This is a genomic window from Rhizobium sp. GN54 (genome assembly GCF_021026345.1).
In the GTDB taxonomy this organism is placed as follows: domain Bacteria; phylum Pseudomonadota; class Alphaproteobacteria; order Rhizobiales; family Rhizobiaceae; genus Mycoplana.
The window spans coordinates 155478-174081 of record NZ_JAJNCZ010000008.1 but is presented as its reverse complement, the minus strand read 5'-3'; the positions used below and the strand labels follow the sequence as shown (position 1 = coordinate 174081).

Below are 18604 nucleotides of genomic sequence, written 5' to 3'. Positions count from 1 at the left end.
CCCTTTTGACCGGAAGGCATGCGCTGTCGCGACCACGCACTACAAGAACGCGGATACCCACTCCGGAAGAAAACCGAATGATTTCGCTGCGCTGCCAGAGTCTGACTTACTAACCCTGCCCCAAGCTGGCGTTGCCGTCTCGAATCATCATTTAAAATCAGTGTATAACGGCAGAGTCCCGAGACCAGCCCCCATGCCCCTTTTTGTCGTCGCCGTTGTGGACAGTGGCTGCCAAAGAGATTCAGCCCGGCACCTCAAGTGACTCTGCGATAAGGATTTTTTAACGCTGTCCACAGGGCCAAAATTTCTTCAAAAAGAAGAAGGCCGGCGCGAGGTCCCCGCGGCCGGCCTTCCCTAACGTGAGCCAGAGGCTCCGCCCGGCTATTTTTTCGCCGTCGCGATCTTCGCCTCGAGCGCTTCGATGCGCTGCTGCAGCGCGTCGTTTTCCTCGCGCGCCTTCGCCGCCATCTCCCGCACAGCCTCGAATTCCTCGCGCTTGACGAGGTCCATGCCGTTCAGGAAACGGTCGGCCTGCGCGCGGAAGACCGTTTCCATTTCCTTGCGCACGCCCTGTGCCGCGCCGGCGGCGTCGGTCATCAGCTTGGCGAAGTCATCGAGAATTCGACTGGTTCCGGTGGTCATGGTCGGCCTCCTCGGCGTTAAACGTGTCGCGGCCCAGCGCCGCCTCCTTTCCTGAGGTAGGATGTGCCACCGGGCGATGCAAGCGGAATCGCTTGGGGACGAGCCGGCCGGAGGCCCCGTGCGACCGATCGACCCGGCAGTATCCGCTTGACCATCCCATGGCCGGACGCCATCTTCCGCCCGAACCAACCGGACCAGAGAGCCCTTGATCCCAGCAGCAGAACTTTTCGCCGTCATCGCCTTCCCGAACATCGACCCGGTGGCGTTCTCGATCGGCCCCGTCGCCGTCCACTGGTACGGCCTCGCCTATGTCGTCGGCATCATGCTCGGCTGGTTCTACGCCCGCAGGCTGGTCTCCCGTGCCGATCTCTGGCCGAAGGACACGCCGCCGATGACGCTGGCGCAACTCGACGATTTCCTCGTCTGGGCGGCCCTCGGCGTCATCCTCGGCGGACGGATCGGCTACATCCTGTTCTACGACTTCGCCGCGATCGTCGACGATCCGCTGCGCGCCTTCCAGATCTGGAACGGCGGCATGTCGTTCCATGGCGGCTTCACCGGCACCACCATCGCCATGATCCTCTTTGCCCGCCGGCACGGCATCCGCATCTGGAGCCTGTTCGACATCGTCGCCGCCGTCGTGCCGATTGGCCTGTTCTTCGGCCGCATCGCCAACTTCGTCAACGGCGAGCTGTGGGGCAAGCTCTCCGGCACGCCCTGGGCCTTTGTCTTCCCCAATGCCGGCCCCTTCGCCCGCCATCCGAGCCAGCTCTACGAGGCGGCCCTGGAGGGCATCGTCCTGCTCGCTCTGCTGGCGATCGCGATCTACGCCTTCAAGGCGCTGAAACGGCCGGGCCTCGTCACCGGCATGTTCGTGGCCGGCTATGCGCTCTGCCGCATCTTCGTGGAGTTCTTCCGCGAGCCCGACGCCCAGCTCGGCTATCTCTTCGGCGGATGGCTGACGATGGGCATGCTGCTGTCGCTGCCGATGCTGGCGCTCGGCATCTGGGCGATGCTGCGTGCCCGGCCTGCCGCCGTCTGAGAGACCGAGGCTGCCATGTCGACACCCCTTGCCAGCAAGATCGGTGCCCTGATCCGCACCAACGGCCCGATCAGCGTCACCGACTATTTCTCGCTCTGCCTCGCCGATCCCGAGCACGGCTACTACAAGACCCGCGAACCCTTCGGAACCGAAGGCGACTTCGTCACCGCCCCCGAGATCAGCCAGTTGTTCGGCGAGATGCTCGGCGTCTTCATGGTCAACGCCTGGCAAAAGCACGGCGCCCCGGCCACCGTCCGCTTCGTCGAGATCGGCCCGGGCCGCGGCACCATGATGGCCGACATGATGCGCGTCGTCGCCCGGCTGGCCCCGCAGCTCCATGACGGCGCGACCTTCCATCTCGTGGAAACGAGCCCGCGGCTGAAGGACGTCCAGCGGCAGACGCTCGGCGCGCACGCTGCGCGGGTCACCTGGCACGACAGCTTCGACGAGGTGCCGGACGGCTTCACGCTGCTGGCCGCCAACGAGCTCTTCGACGCGATCCCGATCCGGCAGTTCGTCCGCACCCCGACCGGCTTTCGCGAGCGCATGGTCGGCCTTGATGCCGAGGGCGAACTGACCTTTGCCGCAGGCGTCGCCGGCATCGATCCCGACCTTCTGCCGGAGGGGCACAGGTCCCAGCCGAACGGCGCGATCTTCGAGATCGCCCCGGCCCGCGAGGCGGTGATGGCGGCGATCTGCGAGCGGTTGCGGCGGAGCAGCGGGACGGCGCTCGTGATCGACTACGGCCATGTCGTCACCGGCTTCGGCGACACGCTGCAGGCGGTTCTGCGCCACGCCTTCGATCCGCCGCTCGCCCATCCGGGCGAGGCCGACCTTACAAGCCACGTCGATTTCGAACGGCTTGCAACCGTCGCCCGCGACTGCGGGCTGCGCACGCATGGCCCGCTGCACCAGGGCGACTTCCTGATGGGGCTCGGGCTCGCCGACCGGGCCGCAGCACTCGGCCGCGGCCGCGACGAGGACCTGCAGCGCCAGATCGTGGCCGACGTCGAACGGCTGGCGGGTTCCGGCGCCGGAAACATGGGCGACCTGTTCAAGGTGCTGGCCGTGTCCCGCGGCGAGGTGACGCTCGCGCCGTTCCGCCCCGCGGATTGACAGCCCGACCACCGGCGATCAACATCGCCCCCGTTTTGAATCGGACGCCGCATCGTCCGCATGCCCGCCACGGTTTCCGGTCTCCGGGCGCCGCAACGAAGCGACAAAGGATGATGCCCGTGCTTTCCCCTGTTCAGTCCCCGCTGGTTTCGCGCGCTGCCGGAAATGCCGTCCGCCACGGCTATTTCACCCGCGCTGGTGGCGTCTCCGAAGGCATCTATGCCGGCCTCAACGTCGGCCTCGGCTCGAACGACGAGCGCGACCGGGTGGTGGAGAACCGCGCCCGCGTCTGCAACTGGTTCGCCGTCGACCCCGGGCGCCTGGCGACCGTCCACCAGGTCCATTCCCCCGACGTCACGACCGTCGACGACGGCTATGACGGGCAGCGCCCGCAGGCCGATGCGCTCGTCACCGCCACGCCGGGCCTCGTGCTCGGCGTGCTGAGCGCCGATTGCGGGCCGATCCTGTTCGCCGATCCGAAGGCCGCCGTCGTCGGCGCCGCCCATGCCGGCTGGAAGGGCGCGCTGACGGGCGTTCTGGAAAACACCATTGCCGCCATGGAGACGCTCGGCGCCGCTCGGAAGGACATCGTCGCCTGCCTCGGCCCCTCGATCAGCCGGCGCAACTACGAGGTCGGCCCCGAATTCGTCGAGCGCTTCGTCGGAACGGATCCGTCCTACGGCGCGTTCTTCTCCCCGTCGGAGCGGCCCGGCCACGCCATGTTCGACCTGCCGGCGCTGACCCTGAAGCGGCTGGCGGAGGCCGGCATCGAGGCAGAGAACCTCGACATCTGCACCTATCCACAGGACGCGAACTGCTTTTCCTACCGCCGTTCGGTCCACCGCAAGGAGCCGGACTACGGACGCCAGATCTCGGCGATCATGATCAGCGGCTGACGAACAGACAAGAAACGACACCGACAAGAAGCAACAAGGGAGCGAGGCATGGCCCTTCATTTCGAAACCGAGGAGTATGCCAACCGGCTGCGGCGGCTGACGTCGAAGATGCGCGAAGAGAAGCTCGACGCCATGCTGCTCTTCGCCCAGGAGAGCATGTACTGGCTGACCGGCTACGACACCTTCGGCTACTGCTTCTTCCAGACGCTGGTGGTGCGGGCCGACGGCGAGATGGTGCTTCTGACGCGCTCCGCGGACCTGCGCCAGGCGCGCCGGACCTCGACGATCGAGAAGATCGAGATCTGGGTCGACCGGGCGAACGCCGATCCGGCGATGGACCTGAAGAACCTGCTGTCGGAGATGGACCTGCTCGGCTGCCGCATCGGCGTCGAATACGACACCCACGGCCTGACCGGCAAGAACGCCAAGCTGCTCGACAACCAGCTCCAGAGCTTCGGCGAACTCGTCGACGCCTCGCATCTCGTCGGCCGCCTGCGGCTGATCAAGAGCGCCGCCGAGATCACCCATGTCGAGCGGGCGGCAGCCCTTGCCGACGACGCGCTGGACGCGGCCCTGCCGCTGATCGGCCCCGGCGGCGACGAGGCGGCGATCCTCGCTGCCATGCAGGGGGCGGTCCTGGCCGGCGGCGGCGACTATCCGGCCAACGAGTTCATCATCGGCTCCGGCGAGGACGCGCTCCTCTGCCGCTACAAGTCCGGCCGGCGCCGCCTGGATGCGCAGGACCAGCTCACGCTCGAATGGGCGGGCGTCAGCGCGCACTATCACGCCGCAATGATGCGCACCATCGTCATCGGCACCCCGACCGACCGCCACCGCGAACTCTACAGCGCCTGCCGCGAGACCATGCAGGCGATCGAGATGGTCCTGCGGCCGGGCAACACCTTCGGCACGGTGTTCGACACCCACGCGCGGATCATGGACGAGCGCGGCCTGGCGCGGCACCGGCTGAACGCCTGCGGCTATTCGCTCGGCGCGCGATTTTCGCCCTCCTGGATGGAGCAGCAGATGTTCCACATCGGCAATCCACAGGAAATCCTCCCCGATATGTCGCTGTTCATCCACATGATCATTATGGACTCCGACACCGGAACCGCGATGACGCTGGGCCAGACCTACCTGACGACGACCGACGAACCGAAGGCATTGTCGCGCTACGGCCTGGATTTCATCGAGGTCTGATCCCGCCGGCCGGCCCGCTGGAAAATCCGGGAATTGACACGCGGCGACGCGGCACCGCATAAATCCCCCCGTGAATGGAGGGATGATGCGACTTTCCGGACAGCGGACGTGAGACGGATGCGCGAACTGAGGCAACGGCTGGCCCTGATCGGTCTTCTTTTCCTGGGAGGCTGCAACAGCACGGATGCGCTGACGCCCCCCATGGACGTGGGCGGCGCGGCCGCCCAGTCGCCGCCGGTGACCCAGCGCGACCTCGACCAGATGAGCGCCGACAGCCGCCCCGTCGGCAACGCGCAGGCGCGCGCGATGGGCGCGCCGCCTCAGCAGGCCTCGTCCGACAGCCTCGAATCGCAGGCAGCAGCCCTCTCGAACGGCAATGCCAATCCGGTGGCGAGCGGCGAAGGCGGCACCGTCATCGACGACCCCTCGCCCGGCAACGCCGCGCCGGCGACCGGCCAGCCGCCCCGCCAGCCCGCAGAACCCCAGCCACAGCAAGCCGCAACACAAGCGCAGCAGCCCGCCGCGCCGCAGAGCCAGACGGCGGCCGCAAACCCCGCCGCCGGCGAGAGCATCCGCTTCCTGCCGATCATCGGCGCGCCGGTGGAAGCGGTGACGCCGCTCTCGCGCCAGCTCGGCGCGCAGGCGCGGGCGCGCGGCCTGACGATCAAGAGCTCTTCCGACAACTCCAGCCGGCATATCCTCAAGGGCTATTTCTCGGCCATGGCCAACGGCAACGGCACCACCGTCACCTATGTCTGGGACGTGCTCGACAGCTCCGGCGCGCGCCTGCACCGCATCCAGGGCGAAGACAGCGTACAGGCGACGGCAAAGGATCCCTGGGCGGCCGTGCCCGCCGGCACGATGGAGGCGATCGCCAGCCGCACGATCCAGGAATACATGAGCTGGAAGCAGCAGAGCGGCGGCTGAGGCGACACGAAGACGGCCGGCTGTCGCCGGCCGCAGAGCTATCCCGGCGGATCAGGCGAACAGGAAGTCGTCGGCGGCCAGATTCGCCACGCCGGCAACCGTGATGTCGTTGTCGGCGTCGAAGCGGATGACGCTGTCGTCGCCCACGAGATCGATGTCGAGATCGACGAAGCTATGGATCCCGCTTCCCGCATATCCCTTGAGGTCGATCCTGTCGGCGCCCTTTTCGAACACGACCGTGTCGTGGCCGTTCTGCGGGGCGAACACGAAGCGGTCGGCATCCGCGCCGCCGTCCATGTGATCGCTGCCGGCGCCGCTGGTCAGCGTGTCCCTGCCGATCCCTCCGTAGAGTTCGTTGCCGGTCCCGCCGAGCACGATGAGCCTGTCGTTGCCCGAGCCGCCCGTCAGGATGCTCGCCCCGACCGACCCGGCAGCGACGGTAGCAATGAGCGTGTCGTCACGCGCGCCGCCATCGAGGCGGCTCTGCGCAAGCGAGCTGGCGTTCTCCGCCGCATTGTCGAGAGAGACTTCGAGATAGGCCTCGAGGCGATCGTTGCCGTCTCCGCCCTTCAGCACGTTGGCGATGTCGAACAGGCCGGAGCCCCCGCGCGCATGCACGTTCATCCGGGCTTCCAGCATGTCCCAGCCGTCGCCGCCGTCGAGATGCTGCAAGGCCGTAGCCGTGCTCCCGACCGAGGTCGAAATCATCTCCGCCTTCAGCTCGTCGCCTCCGCTCCCACCATAGAGGCGGCTGGTGATGTCGACGAACCAGTTGCCGTTGTCTTCATGCCGGACGTCCAGCGTGTCGTTGCCGCTGCCGCCCCAGAGCTCGTTGAGGCCGACCGGCGACGACGAGTTCGAATTGGTGTAGCCGAAGGCGCGCAGGGTGTCGTTGCCCTCCTCGCCGCTCAGCGAATTCCGCACCAGCTCGGTTCCGTTCGCGCGCCCGATCGCCGAGGCGTCCAGGATATCGTCGCCGGAGCCGCCCTTGAGCACGTTGATCGCGGTTGCGACCATTGCGTGGTGCTCGGTCTCGGCCCTGGCGGTGATCTCGTCCTTGCCGCTGCCGCCATCGACGCAATTCTTGACGAGATTGTCCCTTATCGCGCCGCGCGCATCGGCCAGAACGTCGATCGTGTCGTTGCCGCTTCCGCCGAGAACATGGTTCTTCAGGGTGACGTTGCCGAAAATGGTGGCGGCGACATTGGCCACGGCCTTGATCGTGTCGGCATCGCTGCCGCCGGAAAGAAGGTTCTCCGCACTGAACTGCTGGCTCGAATCCGGCGGGCCGTCGCTCTGCAGCGTGACCGTCGAATCCAGCTTGTCCCTGCCCTTACCGCCGTACTGGATGGCGAGCCCTTCCAGGGGATCACTGGACGACGCCAGGACCAGAATGTCCGTGGTGAGCCGGTCATGGCCCTTGCCGCCGACAAGCCCGGTGCGGTTGAAGCCGGTGCTGAGCGCGTCGTTGCCGTCCATCCCGAAGACGGCGTCCCGCTCGGCTGCCGCAGCGAGGACGTCGGCGTATCGCGTGCCGACGATCGTGCTGTTGATGGGATTGATGCGTGCGAGCCACTTGAACGCGGCCAGATTTACATTCGCCATCTTCGCCTCCCGCCAATCGGCAAGTACTTCCAAGGAATTGTCATGGCCATGCACTGACGTTGCTTGGACCAGCAAAACAACTCAGGAATGTTCCAGGATGGACTATCGTGTTCTGGGATGTGCCGTTTGTCCACGTAGACAAATTCATGCAGGCGGCTTTCGAAACATTCCCCCGAAAGACTTACCCCTGGGCCTTGCGGATCATCGCGGGTACGGGCACCGCCTCTTCGACCTGCAATCGGACGTGACGCGGCATGGGGGAATACACCCTGCATGCTTCGGATGCGGGAGAGAGCGGACATAGACGCTTCGTGCCGGCGGTTGCCGTCATCCTGCGCAAAACCCGGTACGCCCCCGCGCGGACGCCGCCTTCTGTCTGCACGTCTGGCGGGGCGCGCGAGCCGCCAGGACCACCCTCGCGCGCATTCGGCGAGGGAAAGTGCGGAAATCCCATCGGCACGGGACTTGCATTCACGCCGGGGAACGCTAAAAGGCAGCCCATCAGCATTCTCCTAGGCCATCAGACAGGCGGACCATAGATGAAGGTTTTCGCGGGCAACTCGAACCGGCTGCTGGCCGAAGCGATCTGCAACTATCTCAATGTCCCCCTAGGCCGCGCCAGCGTGCGCCGCTTCGCAGACCAGGAGATCTTCGTCGAAATCCAGGAGAACGTGCGCGGCGAGGACGTCTTCGTCGTCCAGTCGACCTCGTTTCCGACGAACGACCACCTGATGGAACTCCTGATCATGATCGATGCGATGCGGCGCTCCTCCGCCCGCCGCATCACCGCAGTCCTTCCCTATTTCGGCTATGCCCGCCAGGACCGCAAACCCGGCCCGCGCACGCCGATCTCCGCCAAGCTCGTCGCCAACCTGATCACCCATGCCGGCGCCGACCGCGTCCTGACGCTGGACCTGCATGCCGGCCAGATTCAGGGCTTCTTCGACATCCCGACCGACAACCTCTACGCCATCCCGATCCTGGCCCGCGACGTGAAGGAAAACTACGACCTGAAGAACGTCATGGTCGTCTCGCCCGACGTCGGCGGCGTGGTGCGCGCCCGCGCGCTCGCCAAGCGGCTGGACTGTCTGCTGGCCATCGTCGACAAGCGCCGCGACAGGCCGGGCGAATCCGAGGTCATGAACGTCATCGGTGAAGTGGCCGGCAAGGATTGCCTGCTGATCGACGACATCGTCGATTCCGGCGGAACGCTCTGCAACGCCGCCGAGGCGCTCTTGAAGAACGGCGCCACCAGCGTCACTGCCTACATCACCCACGGCGTTCTTTCCGGCGGCGCCGTGGCTCGCGTCACCTCGTCGAAGCTGAAGGAATTGGTGATCACCGACTCGATCCAGCCGACGACGGCCGTCCAGTCGGCGCACAACATCCGCGTGATCACGACCGCCGGCCTGCTGGGCGAAGCGATCAACCGCACCGCCGCCGAAGAATCCGTATCCAGCCTGTTCGATTGACGGCCATCGGCGCCCGAAGCCGGTCATCTCCGCAAATCCCGAAGCCCCCTGCCGGCGCGCGCCGAACACGACGCGGTCGATGAACGACGGCTGCCGGCCCCGGCTGCGAATCAGCCGGGACAGCCATTTTTGCAACTTGCAAGCATAAAAATTGCGCGCCCCGATTGCGCAACGTTGAATTGTGGCCTAGTTTGCCGGCCGGGGACGAGAGTACAAGGCCATCAGTGAGGCGAACGGCCGAACGCGCATGCCGTCAGGCAGGCGCGGGGGATTTCGCATGGCTGCAACTCGCCCCTCATAGGGGATTGAGCCATGAGCCATGCAACCGGAACGATAATACACCTCGATCAATCTGTGCCGCCGAGGAGGGCGGCAACGGCCGGTGACGGCCATGGACGCTACATCATCGTCCATCCGGACGACGGCGCAACCATCGCAATCCACAGCTACACCGCCGACGGGCAAGCCCAGACCTTCACGCTCGACGCCGGCATTGGCGTCATGCAGCTCTGGCTGGTGCCGCGCTCGGACGACCCGGAAGCGGGTTTCATTCTGGTCTGGCAAGGCTTGATGAACCCCACCCTCCACCGGCAGTTTCTCGACGCGAACGGCGCACCGATCGGCGACGAACCCGAGATCCTCGCCTGGGAAGAGTGGGCCAATATCGAGACTGTGGCCGTCGGAACGCTCGCAGACGGCGGGAGCGTCGTGGCGTGGATGGACTGGCGGGGCTTCAACGTGCAGGCCTACGACGCACAGGGCGCACCGTCCGGCGAACGGACGATCTATCCCGACTATTTCTACGAGCCTTGCATCGTCCCGGACGCGGAAGGCGGCTTCAGCCTCATTGGAATCATGTATGGCGGCTACAGCAGCAATTCGATCCTCGGGCTGCGGTTCGACCCCGAACTCCGCTATCAGGAGTTGACGGAGATCACAGTTACGCCTGCGCCTCCGGCGATGGCGACCCTACCCGACGGCGGAATGATCGCCGGCTGGATCTCCGACGGCCGCCTCGGCATCGTCTTCATTGATGCACTGGCGCTGGAAGAGACCGGCACCGTGACGTTCGAAATGTCCTCGTCGGCGATCTACAGTTCGCTCGCGCTGGCGCAAATGTCGGATGGCGACTTCGTCGCGACATGGACGCAGCGGGGCGCAGACGGGGAACCGCCGGTGCTCGCGGGCCTGCGCATCAATGCCGATGGGACCCTCGATGGAGGGATATTCGAGATCGACAGCCGCCCCGGCATCGTCGAACACCAGCCCGCCACCATCACAGCGGTGGCAGGCGGAGATTTCTTCGTCACCGTCCATGCGAGCGAGGGTGGCGTCACCACCGTCCACCACATCGAGGTGAACTATGCAAGTGACGCGCCTGAGGGCGTGGACCGGACCGTGGCCCTCACCGAGGATGGCGCCTATCGATTTGGCAGCGGCGACTTCGCGCTTCTGGACGCCAACAACGACGATCTGACGGCCATCGAGATCACGAGCCTGCCGGATCGCGGAACACTCGACCTCGAAGGAGTGGCGGTTACCGTCGGCATGCGCATCGAGGCGGCCGATCTCGCCGGCCTCGTCTATCGGCCCGCTCCCGACGGCAACGGAACCGCCTATGCCGCCCTGGGCTTTCGTGTGATCGACAGCGGCGCCGGGGGCGCCGGCGGATCGCGCAACGTCGCCGCCCTGCCGAACGTCATCACCTTCGACGTCGCCGCCACGGGTGATGCGCCCTCGGGCAAGAACCGGACGATCGCGATCCTCGAGGACGGTGCGCACAAATTCCAGGCCGCCGATTTCGGTTTCCACGATGCCGATGGCGACGCCTTCGCGATGCTCCAGGTAACGAGCCTTCCGGCCGGTACGCTTCTGCTCGACGGGAATACGGTCGCGGCCGGCCAGAAAATCGACGCCGGCCAGTTGTCCGCCCTCGTCTACAGCCCCCCGGAAAACGCCACCGGTTCGGCCAGCTTCACGTTTCAGGTGATCGACGACAGCGGCGGGATCGATGCGGCACCGAAGACCGTGCGCTTCGACATCCTCGCCGTGAACGACGCACCATCCGGCACGAACAGGAGCATTGCCCTGCTGGAAGACGGTCGACACGTCTTCAAGGCAGCCGATTTCGGCTTCTCGGACAAGGTGGACGGTCACGCCTTGCAGGCGGTCAAGTTTGCCGGAATGCCCTCATCCGGCACGCTGACCCTCGACGGCAAGACGGTGAAAGCGGGGCAGACGGTCGCCGCGGCAGACCTCGCAAAGCTTGTCTACACGCCGCTCGCCAACATGAACGGCACGGCATCCTTCACCTTCCAGGTCATCGACAATGGCGGTACGGCCAACGGCGGCAGGAACATCGACCCGACGCCGAACTTGATCAGCTTCCGGGTCACCCCCGTCAACGACGCGCCGTCCGGCACGAACAAGAACATTGCCCTGCTGGAAGACGGCCGTCATGCTTTCAAAGCCGCCGACTTCGGCTTCTCGGACAGGGCCGACGGCCACGCCTTTCAGGCGGTCAAGTTTGCCGGCCTGCCCTCATCCGGCGCGCTGACGCTCGCCGGAAAGGCAGTGAAGGCGGGGCAGACGGTCGCCGCGACGGATATCGCGAAACTTGCCTACACGCCGCTCGCCAACATGAGCGGCACCGCGTCCCTCACCTTCCAGGTCGTCGACAACGGCGGCACGGCCAACGGCGGCAGGAACATCGACCCGACGCCGAACAGGCTCCGCTTCGACATTGCCGAGGTCAACGATGCCCCTTCGGGTGCCAGCAGGACGATCAGGATCGTCGAGGACAAACGCTACGGCTTCAAGCTCGGCGATTTCGGCTTCTCCGACAAGGTTGACGGCGACGCGTTCCACGCCGTCAAGATCGCATCCCTTCCTGCCGGCAAGCTGACGCTCGCCGGCAAGGCGGTCAAGGCCGGCCAGGTGGTCGGCGTGGCGGATATCGGCAAGCTCGCATTCACGCCCCGGGCGGATGATTTCGGCAAGAGTTTCGCCGCGCTGAAGTTCCAGGTGATCGACGACGGCAAGACGGCAAACGGCGGCCGGAACATCGACCCCAGCCCGAACACCATCAAGTTCGATGCCGCCGACGTCACCGACGTCTTCCGGGGGACAGTCAAGGCCGACAAGCTGAAGGGCACCAAGGGCCACGACATCCTCGACGGCCGCGCCGGCAAGGACATGCTGACGGGAGCTGCCGGTCCCGATACCTTTATCTTCAAGAGCGGCTACGGCCGGGACACGATCCGGGATTTCGACCCTTCCGGCAGCGACCGGGACAGACTCGATCTCTCGGACCTTCGATCAGTCAAGGGCTTTTCCGACCTCAAGCAGAACCACATGCACGTCCATGGCAAGGACGTGTGGATCGACGGAGGCCACGGCGACGTGGTCATCCTCAAGGGTGTAAAGATCGCCGACCTGAGCAAGTCGGACTTCCTGTTCTGATGCGACCGGTCGGCCGCCTGCCCTCACGCTATGCGGCCGGCCGGGTTCGTCACTCGGCGGGACGACGGCGCGGCGACGGTCGACTGAATTTGGCCGACCAGGTATCGAGCCATTTCTGCGCAGCCGGAAAGCGGCCGCTGGCGGCAAGCGCCTCGACATCCGGGCGAACGCGCGCCCAGTAGGACCGCTCCTGCCCCTTGGTCAGGACGCGCCCGGCAGTCCGGCGCGAGTTATGGATCCGGACGTCCGCAGGATCCTCCAGTTCCAGGCCGACGAACGCCTGCACCTTGCGCGCCGTGCCCACGGGGTCCTGGCAGAGATCGTCGAAATCGAGCAGCAGCAGCGAATCCGAAAACCCAGCGGCATCGAACCGCTGGATATGGCTCCAGTAGCGGGACGTGTCGCTGTAGATCCGCAGCGCTCTCGGTTCCGGCAGGGTCCGCCCCCTGCTCCCATTGTGAGATAAGTGGGAATCGATGCGGTCGATCGGGTCCCGCAGGATGTAGACGAGCTTCGTCTGCTTCTTCAGGGCAGCAATGCGCTCGGCACAACCGTTTTCGAGGTAGTTCTTCGAGTAACTCGGAGAGGCCTCGAGCGTCCAGACCCCTTCGGGTGCTCCCTTCCTGAAGAAGCGATCGTAGCTTCGACCACGGTCCTCCAGAAAATAGTCGAGTTCCTTCATGCTCTTGTAACCGTTCACATGCGACATGACGATCTGCGAGTGCTGTGAAAGGAGATTGTGGAGCGTCGTGGTGCCGGCCTTCATGGCACCGATGATGATGATATGGCCTACATGCATCGCAAAACCGTCTTGAAACCCTCTTGCCGCTGCCGGTAACATGGGAGGGCTTCGGCGTCGAGTACATTTTGGCGCGCATTTTGGGACTTTGGGAGGTCGTGCATGCCGGATAGACGAGGTTTCATCGCCAGCCGCGCGCATCGTCTCTGCATCTCCCTGAGCCTCCTTCCGCTCCTCGCCGCCTGCACGGTCGAGACGTCTCCCGGCCATGGAGGCGGACCTTCGCCGCGGCCGCCTGTCGCCTGCACCATGGAGTATGCGCCCGTCTGCGGCGAGCGCGGCGTACGCCGCCAGACCTTCCCCAATGCCTGCGAGGCCCGCAGCCGCGGCTTCGACATCGCCCATCGCGGCCAATGCCGCGGCGAGCCCGCGGCCCGCATCTGCACGCGCGAATACGCCCCGGTCTGCGCCGAGCGCGGCGGACGCCGGCAGACCTTCTCCAATTCCTGCCTGGCGCAGAGCGACGGCTTCCGCGTCGTATCCCGCGGCGAATGCCGCCGGACGCCGCCACCCCCGCGGCCTGATCGTCCCGACAGGCCCGGCCGCCCCGACCGCGAACCCGAGCGCATGTGCACGATGGAGTATGCCCCCGTCTGCGCCGAACGGGGCGGCAGGCTGCGCACGTTCCCGAACGCCTGCTCGGCCGGCAATGACGGCTACCGCGTCCTGCGGCCGGGAGAATGCCGCGGCTGACCGTCCCGCCCCGCCGCTGGCATGACTGCGACGGGCGGTTCGCTGGCATCAGCCGTGCCGCAAATACGGAAATGCAATCATGGCTCGCATGTCGGCAGGCCATTCGCATCCTTCGCAAGCTGTGCTAACGAACCTCCATCCGCCAATCTTGGTCATCGTCCAGCATGCTCCGCGACTTCTCCCCACAAGCGCTCTTCATGGGCCTGCTGACCGCCTTTGTCGGTTTCGCCTCCTCCTTTGCCGTCGTGCTGCACGGGCTGACCGGGGTGGGCGCCAGCGAGGCGCAGGCCGCCTCGGGGCTGATGGCCCTGTCGGTCTCCATGGGACTTTGCGCGATCGTGCTCAGCGCCTGGACCAGGCTTCCGGTCTCCATTGCCTGGTCGACCCCCGGTGCGGCGCTGCTCGCAAGTTCCGGCACGGTAGAAGGCGGCTTCGGCGCGGCTGTGGGCGGCTTTCTGATCTGCGCTGCCCTGATCGTGCTCGCCGGGCTGTGGAAGCCGCTCGGGCGCATGGTCGCCGCCATTCCTGCCACGCTCGCAAATGCCATGCTGGCCGGCGTGCTGATCGGCCTCTGCTTCGCACCGGTCAAGGCGATCGCCTTCGCCCCGGTGCTGGGCCTTGCGATCGTCGGCGCCTGGGGGCTCGTCGGCGCGGTCAACCGGCTCTTCGCCGTTCCGGCGGCGCTGTGCGCCTTTGCGCTGGTGCTCGCCTTCGGCATCGACATCCCGGAAGGCGCCTTCTCGGCCATCGCCGGCCAGTTCCTGCCGCGGCTGGAGATCATCGAGCCGGTCTTCAATCTCTCCGGCGTCGTCAGCATTGCGCTGCCGCTGTTCATCGTCACGATGGCCTCGCAGAACATTCCCGGCATCGCGGTCCTCAAGGTGAACCACTACGAGCCGAACCCGGGACCGCTCTTTGCCGTCACCGGCCTGTTCTCGCTGCTCAGCGCACCCTTCGGCGGCCATGCCGTCAACCTCGCCGCCATCACCGCTGCGATGTGCGCCGGCGAGGATGCCCATCCCGATCCGCGCCGCCGCTACTGGGCGGCGATTGTCGCGGGCGTCTTCTACGTGATCTTCGGCCTCCTGGCCGGCGCCGTCACCGCCTTCGTCACCCTTGCCCCGCCGATCCTCATCCAGGCGGTCGCGGGCCTTGCCCTGATCAGTGCCTTCGCCGGCTCCGCCATGAACGCCTTCAAGGAGACCGAGACGCGCGAGGCGGCGGCGCTAACGTTCCTGACCACGGCTTCGGGCGTCAGTTTCGGCGGCATCTCCGGCGCCTTCTGGGGGCTCGTCGCCGGCGGCCTGATGATGGGCCTCGGCCGCCTTGCCGCCAACCGCAAGGCCAGGAAGGCGTGAGCTTCCCGAAGAGCCGGGCCGCCCTTGCATTTTCCGGCGTTCTCGGCTATGCGACCGGCGTCCGCGCAGACACCCTTGGAGGCAAACGCGGATGAGGCTTTCACGAAATCCTCAAGTTTCGGACGGTCGCGGCCATTGCCGCGCCCGGCGAAGCTCTCCAGTAACACTTGAAAGGTCCATGCTATGAGCCACTCATCCTACGAGCTCAAGGCCGAGACGCGCGAACGGGTTGGTAAGGGGTCCTCCCGCGAACTTCGCCGCAACGGTCTTATCCCGGCTGTCATCTATGGTGACAAGAAGGCCCCGCTTTCGATCGCCCTGTCGACCAAGGAAGTCACCCAGCGCATCCACGCCGGCGGCTTCATGACGACGGTTGCCACGATCGACGTCAACGGCGAGAAGATCTCGGTCCTGCCGAAGGACTACCAGCTCGACCCCGTCCGCGACTTCACCATGCACGTCGACTTCCTGCGCGTCTCGGCCTCCAGCCGCGTCACCGTCCAGGTTCCGGTCCACTTCGTTAACGAAGAGAAGTCCCCGGGCCTCAAGATGGGCGGCATGCTGAACATCGTCCGCCACGAAGTCGAGCTGCACTGCCCGGCAAACGACATTCCGGAAGCCATCACCTTCGACCTCGACGGCCTGAAGATCGGCGACAGCATCCACATCTCGCACACCAAGCTGCCGAAGAACGCGAGCCCGGTCATCACCGACCGCGACTTCACTGTTGCGACCATCGTCGGCACCGCTGCCGCGAAGGAAGAAGAAGCCGAGGCCGAGACGAGCGAAGAATAAGCTTCTTCAAGCCTGCTTCATTTCGATCGAACCCGCCTTCGGAAACGGAGGCGGGTTTTCTTATGCCCGAAGGTTTTGACTTCAATAACATTTAAGAAATTCACGAAATACTCACAGGCGGGTTTGAGACCAAACGAGAAAAAGACGGCCGGCGGCTGGTGCCGGCACGAACAGGGGGGATGGCATGAAAATCCATTCTGTCGAAAGCCGCTTCATCGCGATCGTCTTCGGCGCCTTCCTGCTTTTCGTCGCCCCGCTCTTTGCCCTCTTCCTCGCCCTCTCTTCCGAACGCGTCACCCGCGAGAGGCTGAACGACGCGGAGATCCTCCTCCAGGCCAACGTGCAGGCGCTGGGCAAGCCGCTGTGGGACCTGGATGCGGACAGCACTGCAACGATCGCCACAGCCCTTCGGTCCGGCGCCAACGTCATCTATGTCCGCGTCCGCGACACCTCCGGCACGATCGACATCCGGATGCCCCCCTCCCCGCCGGATCCCGACGCCGTGCAGTCGACCGTCGTCTCCGACATCCTCTACGAGGCGAGCGATGGCACACGGAAGGTCGGAAGCGCAGAGATCTGGGTCGCCGAAGCCGGCCCGATTTCGCGGCTGACCAGGGACGAGGCTGCCGTCTTCCTCATCTTCCTCTTCGCCGTCGGCACGATCTTCGTCGCGGCGATCATCGGCAACCGCGTCACGATCATCCGGCCGCTGATGCGGCTGACGGCGGCCATCGAGGCGACCCGCCGGCTCGGCTCGCGCCACCAGGTCGACTGGACCTCGAACGACGAGATGGGCTACCTCGCTCGCAACTTCAACGAGATGCAGAGCCGGCTCGAGCGCGAGGAAAACGAGCTGAAGCTGGCCCATGCCCGCACCACCGAGATCTACAACAGAACCCCCGCCATGCTGTTCACGATCGATGCGGAAAACTGCATCGCAGCCGTCAGCGACTACTGGCTGGTCGCCACCGGCTACAGCCGCGACGCCGTGATCGGCAGGGGGTTCACCGAATTCGTCGACGCCGCCGACCACCTGATCTACCGCGATCGCCACGAAAAGGGCATCAATGGCGAGGGGATCTGCGAGGTCACCGTCCGCTTTCATCGGGCCGATGCATCGGTGATGGACGTGCTCGTCCACGAAGTGGCCATGGATTCAGACGGCGGGCAGCGCGGGCCGACGCTTTCGGTCATGACCGACGTCTCCGGCCTGAAGGAAGCGGAAAACCGCAACCACCGCCAGGCCATCACCGACCACCTGACCGGGCTCCTGAACCGCCAGGGCTTCGAATCGGTACTGGGCGAACTCATCGCCAAGGCGGAGGAGGAAAAGCAGCAACTGGCCTGCCTGTTCCTGGACCTCGACCGGTTCAAGTGGATCAACGACAATCTCGGCCATGCCGTGGGCGACCAGGTCCTCTGCGAGGTAGCGGTCCGCCTGCGCAACCAGTTGCGCTTCAACGACATGGTCGCCCGGCTGGGTGGCGACGAGTTCGCGATCCTCTTGATCTCGCCGGATGCCGTGCAGGTGGCGATGGATATCGGCGACCGACTGTGCCGGGCGCTGAAGGAACCGGTGATGATCAACGGCAGCCGGCTCAACGTCAGCGCCAGCATCGGCGTCGCCGTCTACCCGGACCATGCCGCAAGCGCCGGCGATCTCCTGCAGAAGTCCGACATGGCCATGTATGCCCGCAAGCGCAACGGCAAGAACGGCACGCGGCTGTTCGACGACGAGATCGTCGACATCGCCCGCAGGCGCCTCGAGATCGAGCAGTGCATCGAGCAGGCGCTGCGCGAGGACTGGTTCGAGGCCTATCTGCAGCCGATCGTCGAACTCGGCACCGGTCGCGTTGCCGGCTTCGAGGCACTGATGCGCCTGCGCCACCCGGAAAAGGGCGTTCTCGTCCCCGACGAGATCGTCGGCGTGGCGGAGGAGAACGGCACGATCGGCAAGGTCGGCGACGTGATCTTCGAGAAGGCGATCCGCAGCCTTGCCGCGGTTTCGCAGATCAGCGGCATGGGCGACTGCTACCTCGCGGTCAACTTCTCCCCGTTGCAGTTCGACGCCGCCCTGCCGAGCCGGCTCGCCGCCATCCTGCTCGAACACGGCGTCACCGCCTCGCGCATCGTCATCGAGATCACCGAGGCCGTGCTGATGCTCGACAGTCCCGCCGTGCGCCACGTACTGGACGCGCTCGGCGAGCTCGGCTGCCGGATCGCGCTGGACGATTTCGGGACCGGCTATTCCTCGCTCAGCTATCTCAACCGCTTCCCGGTCGACATCGTCAAGGTGGACCAGTCCTTCGTCCGCTCCATCGGCACGCAGGAGGCCGAAATCAGCCGCAAGAGCCGCACGCTGATCGAAGGCATCACGATGATCTCGCACCAGATGGGATGCATCGTCGTCGCCGAGGGCATCGAGACGGAGCACCAGTTGCAGGTCCTGACCGAGATCGGGCTGGATTTCGGCCAGGGCTATCTTTTCAGCGAGCCGCTGCCCCTGCCCGGCCTGATGGCGAGGCTGTCGCACATCGCCGCCCGACCGCACGGCCATGACCGCGCGGTCGCCGGCAGCCGGCTCTGAAATGGAGGCG

14 protein-coding genes are annotated in these 18604 nt (G+C 65.7%); 11 read left to right on the top strand and 3 right to left on the bottom strand.

Going from position 1 to position 18604, the window contains the following annotated elements:
• Positions 1–381 precede the first annotated feature (381 nt).
• Positions 382–642 carry an accessory factor UbiK family protein gene (locus LQK81_RS20040; RefSeq protein ID WP_230808153.1) on the bottom strand — a complete coding sequence of 87 codons (261 nt, stop codon included), beginning with the start codon at positions 640–642 and terminating at the stop codon, positions 382–384.
• A gap of 205 nt (positions 643–847) precedes the next feature.
• Between LQK81_RS20040 and lgt the strand changes: the two genes are divergently transcribed.
• From lgt to LQK81_RS20015, 5 genes are all read left to right on the top strand, one after another.
• On the top strand, positions 848–1684 hold the full coding sequence (gene lgt / locus LQK81_RS20035) for a prolipoprotein diacylglyceryl transferase (RefSeq protein WP_230808152.1): 837 nt from the start codon (positions 848–850) through the stop codon (positions 1682–1684).
• 15 nt (positions 1685–1699) lie between these two features.
• Positions 1700–2800, top strand: a complete 1101-nt coding sequence (locus LQK81_RS20030) for a class I SAM-dependent methyltransferase (protein ID WP_230808151.1) — start codon at positions 1700–1702, stop codon at positions 2798–2800.
• Positions 2801–2919: 119 nt separating this feature from the next.
• Positions 2920–3696, top strand: a complete 777-nt coding sequence (pgeF, locus tag LQK81_RS20025; protein WP_442967162.1) for a peptidoglycan editing factor PgeF — start codon at positions 2920–2922, stop codon at positions 3694–3696.
• A gap of 48 nt (positions 3697–3744) precedes the next feature.
• Positions 3745–4896: a M24 family metallopeptidase gene (locus tag LQK81_RS20020; protein WP_230808149.1), complete on the top strand. Its 1152-nt coding sequence runs from the start codon at positions 3745–3747 to the stop codon at positions 4894–4896.
• Between the two features lie 117 nt (positions 4897–5013).
• Positions 5014–5823, top strand: a complete 810-nt coding sequence (locus tag LQK81_RS20015) for a hypothetical protein (protein ID WP_230808148.1) — start codon at positions 5014–5016, stop codon at positions 5821–5823.
• 51 nt (positions 5824–5874) lie between these two features.
• Here the strand turns inward: LQK81_RS20015 and LQK81_RS20010 are convergent, their stop codons facing one another.
• On the bottom strand, positions 5875–7428 hold the full coding sequence (locus tag LQK81_RS20010; RefSeq protein WP_230808147.1) for a calcium-binding protein: 1554 nt from the start codon (positions 7426–7428) through the stop codon (positions 5875–5877).
• Between the two features lie 539 nt (positions 7429–7967).
• Between LQK81_RS20010 and LQK81_RS20005 the strand changes: the two genes are divergently transcribed.
• Both LQK81_RS20005 and LQK81_RS20000 read left to right on the top strand, forming a co-directional pair.
• A complete protein-coding gene (locus LQK81_RS20005; RefSeq protein ID WP_230808146.1) occupies positions 7968–8900 on the top strand; it encodes a ribose-phosphate pyrophosphokinase in 933 nt (310 codons plus the stop codon).
• A 312-nt stretch (positions 8901–9212) separates the two neighbouring features.
• Positions 9213–12362, top strand: a complete 3150-nt coding sequence (locus LQK81_RS20000; protein ID WP_230808145.1) for an Ig-like domain-containing protein — start codon at positions 9213–9215, stop codon at positions 12360–12362.
• A gap of 49 nt (positions 12363–12411) precedes the next feature.
• Here the strand turns inward: LQK81_RS20000 and LQK81_RS19995 are convergent, their stop codons facing one another.
• Positions 12412–13161, bottom strand: a complete 750-nt coding sequence (locus LQK81_RS19995) for a sulfotransferase family protein (RefSeq protein WP_230808144.1) — start codon at positions 13159–13161, stop codon at positions 12412–12414.
• 102 nt (positions 13162–13263) lie between these two features.
• Here LQK81_RS19995 and LQK81_RS19990 point away from each other — a divergent pair, with 102 nt between their 5' ends.
• The 4 genes from LQK81_RS19990 to LQK81_RS19975 all read left to right on the top strand — a co-directional run bounded on the left by LQK81_RS19990 (position 13264) and on the right by LQK81_RS19975 (position 18594).
• Complete coding sequence (locus tag LQK81_RS19990) at positions 13264–13854, top strand: Kazal-type serine protease inhibitor domain-containing protein (protein ID WP_230808143.1); 591 nt, start codon at positions 13264–13266, stop codon at positions 13852–13854.
• Between the two features lie 137 nt (positions 13855–13991).
• Positions 13992–15212, top strand: coding sequence for a benzoate/H(+) symporter BenE family transporter (locus LQK81_RS19985; protein ID WP_330166567.1), 1221 nt, complete (start codon positions 13992–13994; stop codon positions 15210–15212).
• Positions 15213–15395: 183 nt separating this feature from the next.
• Complete coding sequence (locus tag LQK81_RS19980; protein ID WP_230808141.1) at positions 15396–16007, top strand: 50S ribosomal protein L25/general stress protein Ctc; 612 nt, start codon at positions 15396–15398, stop codon at positions 16005–16007.
• 184 nt (positions 16008–16191) lie between these two features.
• Positions 16192–18594 carry a putative bifunctional diguanylate cyclase/phosphodiesterase gene (locus LQK81_RS19975; RefSeq protein WP_230808140.1) on the top strand — a complete coding sequence of 801 codons (2403 nt, stop codon included), beginning with the start codon at positions 16192–16194 and terminating at the stop codon, positions 18592–18594.
• The last annotated feature ends 10 nt before the right edge of the window (positions 18595–18604 follow it).

Bases quoted from the DNA above. Each gene is read 5' to 3' on its own strand.
- LQK81_RS20040 (WP_230808153.1), bottom strand. From the start codon at position 642: ATGACCACCGGAACCAGTCGAATTCTCGATGACTTCGCCAAGCTGATG.
- LQK81_RS20030 (WP_230808151.1), top strand. From the start codon at position 1,700: ATGTCGACACCCCTTGCCAGCAAGATCGGTGCCCTGATCCGCACCAAC.
- LQK81_RS20020 (WP_230808149.1), top strand. From the start codon at position 3,745: ATGGCCCTTCATTTCGAAACCGAGGAGTATGCCAACCGGCTGCGGCGG.
- LQK81_RS20015 (WP_230808148.1), top strand. From the start codon at position 5,014: ATGCGCGAACTGAGGCAACGGCTGGCCCTGATCGGTCTTCTTTTCCTG.
- LQK81_RS20010 (WP_230808147.1), bottom strand. From the start codon at position 7,428: ATGGCGAATGTAAATCTGGCCGCGTTCAAGTGGCTCGCACGCATCAAT.
- LQK81_RS20005 (WP_230808146.1), top strand. From the start codon at position 7,968: ATGAAGGTTTTCGCGGGCAACTCGAACCGGCTGCTGGCCGAAGCGATC.
- LQK81_RS20000 (WP_230808145.1), top strand. From the start codon at position 9,213: ATGAGCCATGCAACCGGAACGATAATACACCTCGATCAATCTGTGCCG.
- LQK81_RS19995 (WP_230808144.1), bottom strand. From the start codon at position 13,161: ATGCATGTAGGCCATATCATCATCATCGGTGCCATGAAGGCCGGCACC.
- LQK81_RS19990 (WP_230808143.1), top strand. From the start codon at position 13,264: ATGCCGGATAGACGAGGTTTCATCGCCAGCCGCGCGCATCGTCTCTGC.
- LQK81_RS19980 (WP_230808141.1), top strand. From the start codon at position 15,396: ATGAGCCACTCATCCTACGAGCTCAAGGCCGAGACGCGCGAACGGGTT.
- LQK81_RS19975 (WP_230808140.1), top strand. From the start codon at position 16,192: ATGAAAATCCATTCTGTCGAAAGCCGCTTCATCGCGATCGTCTTCGGC.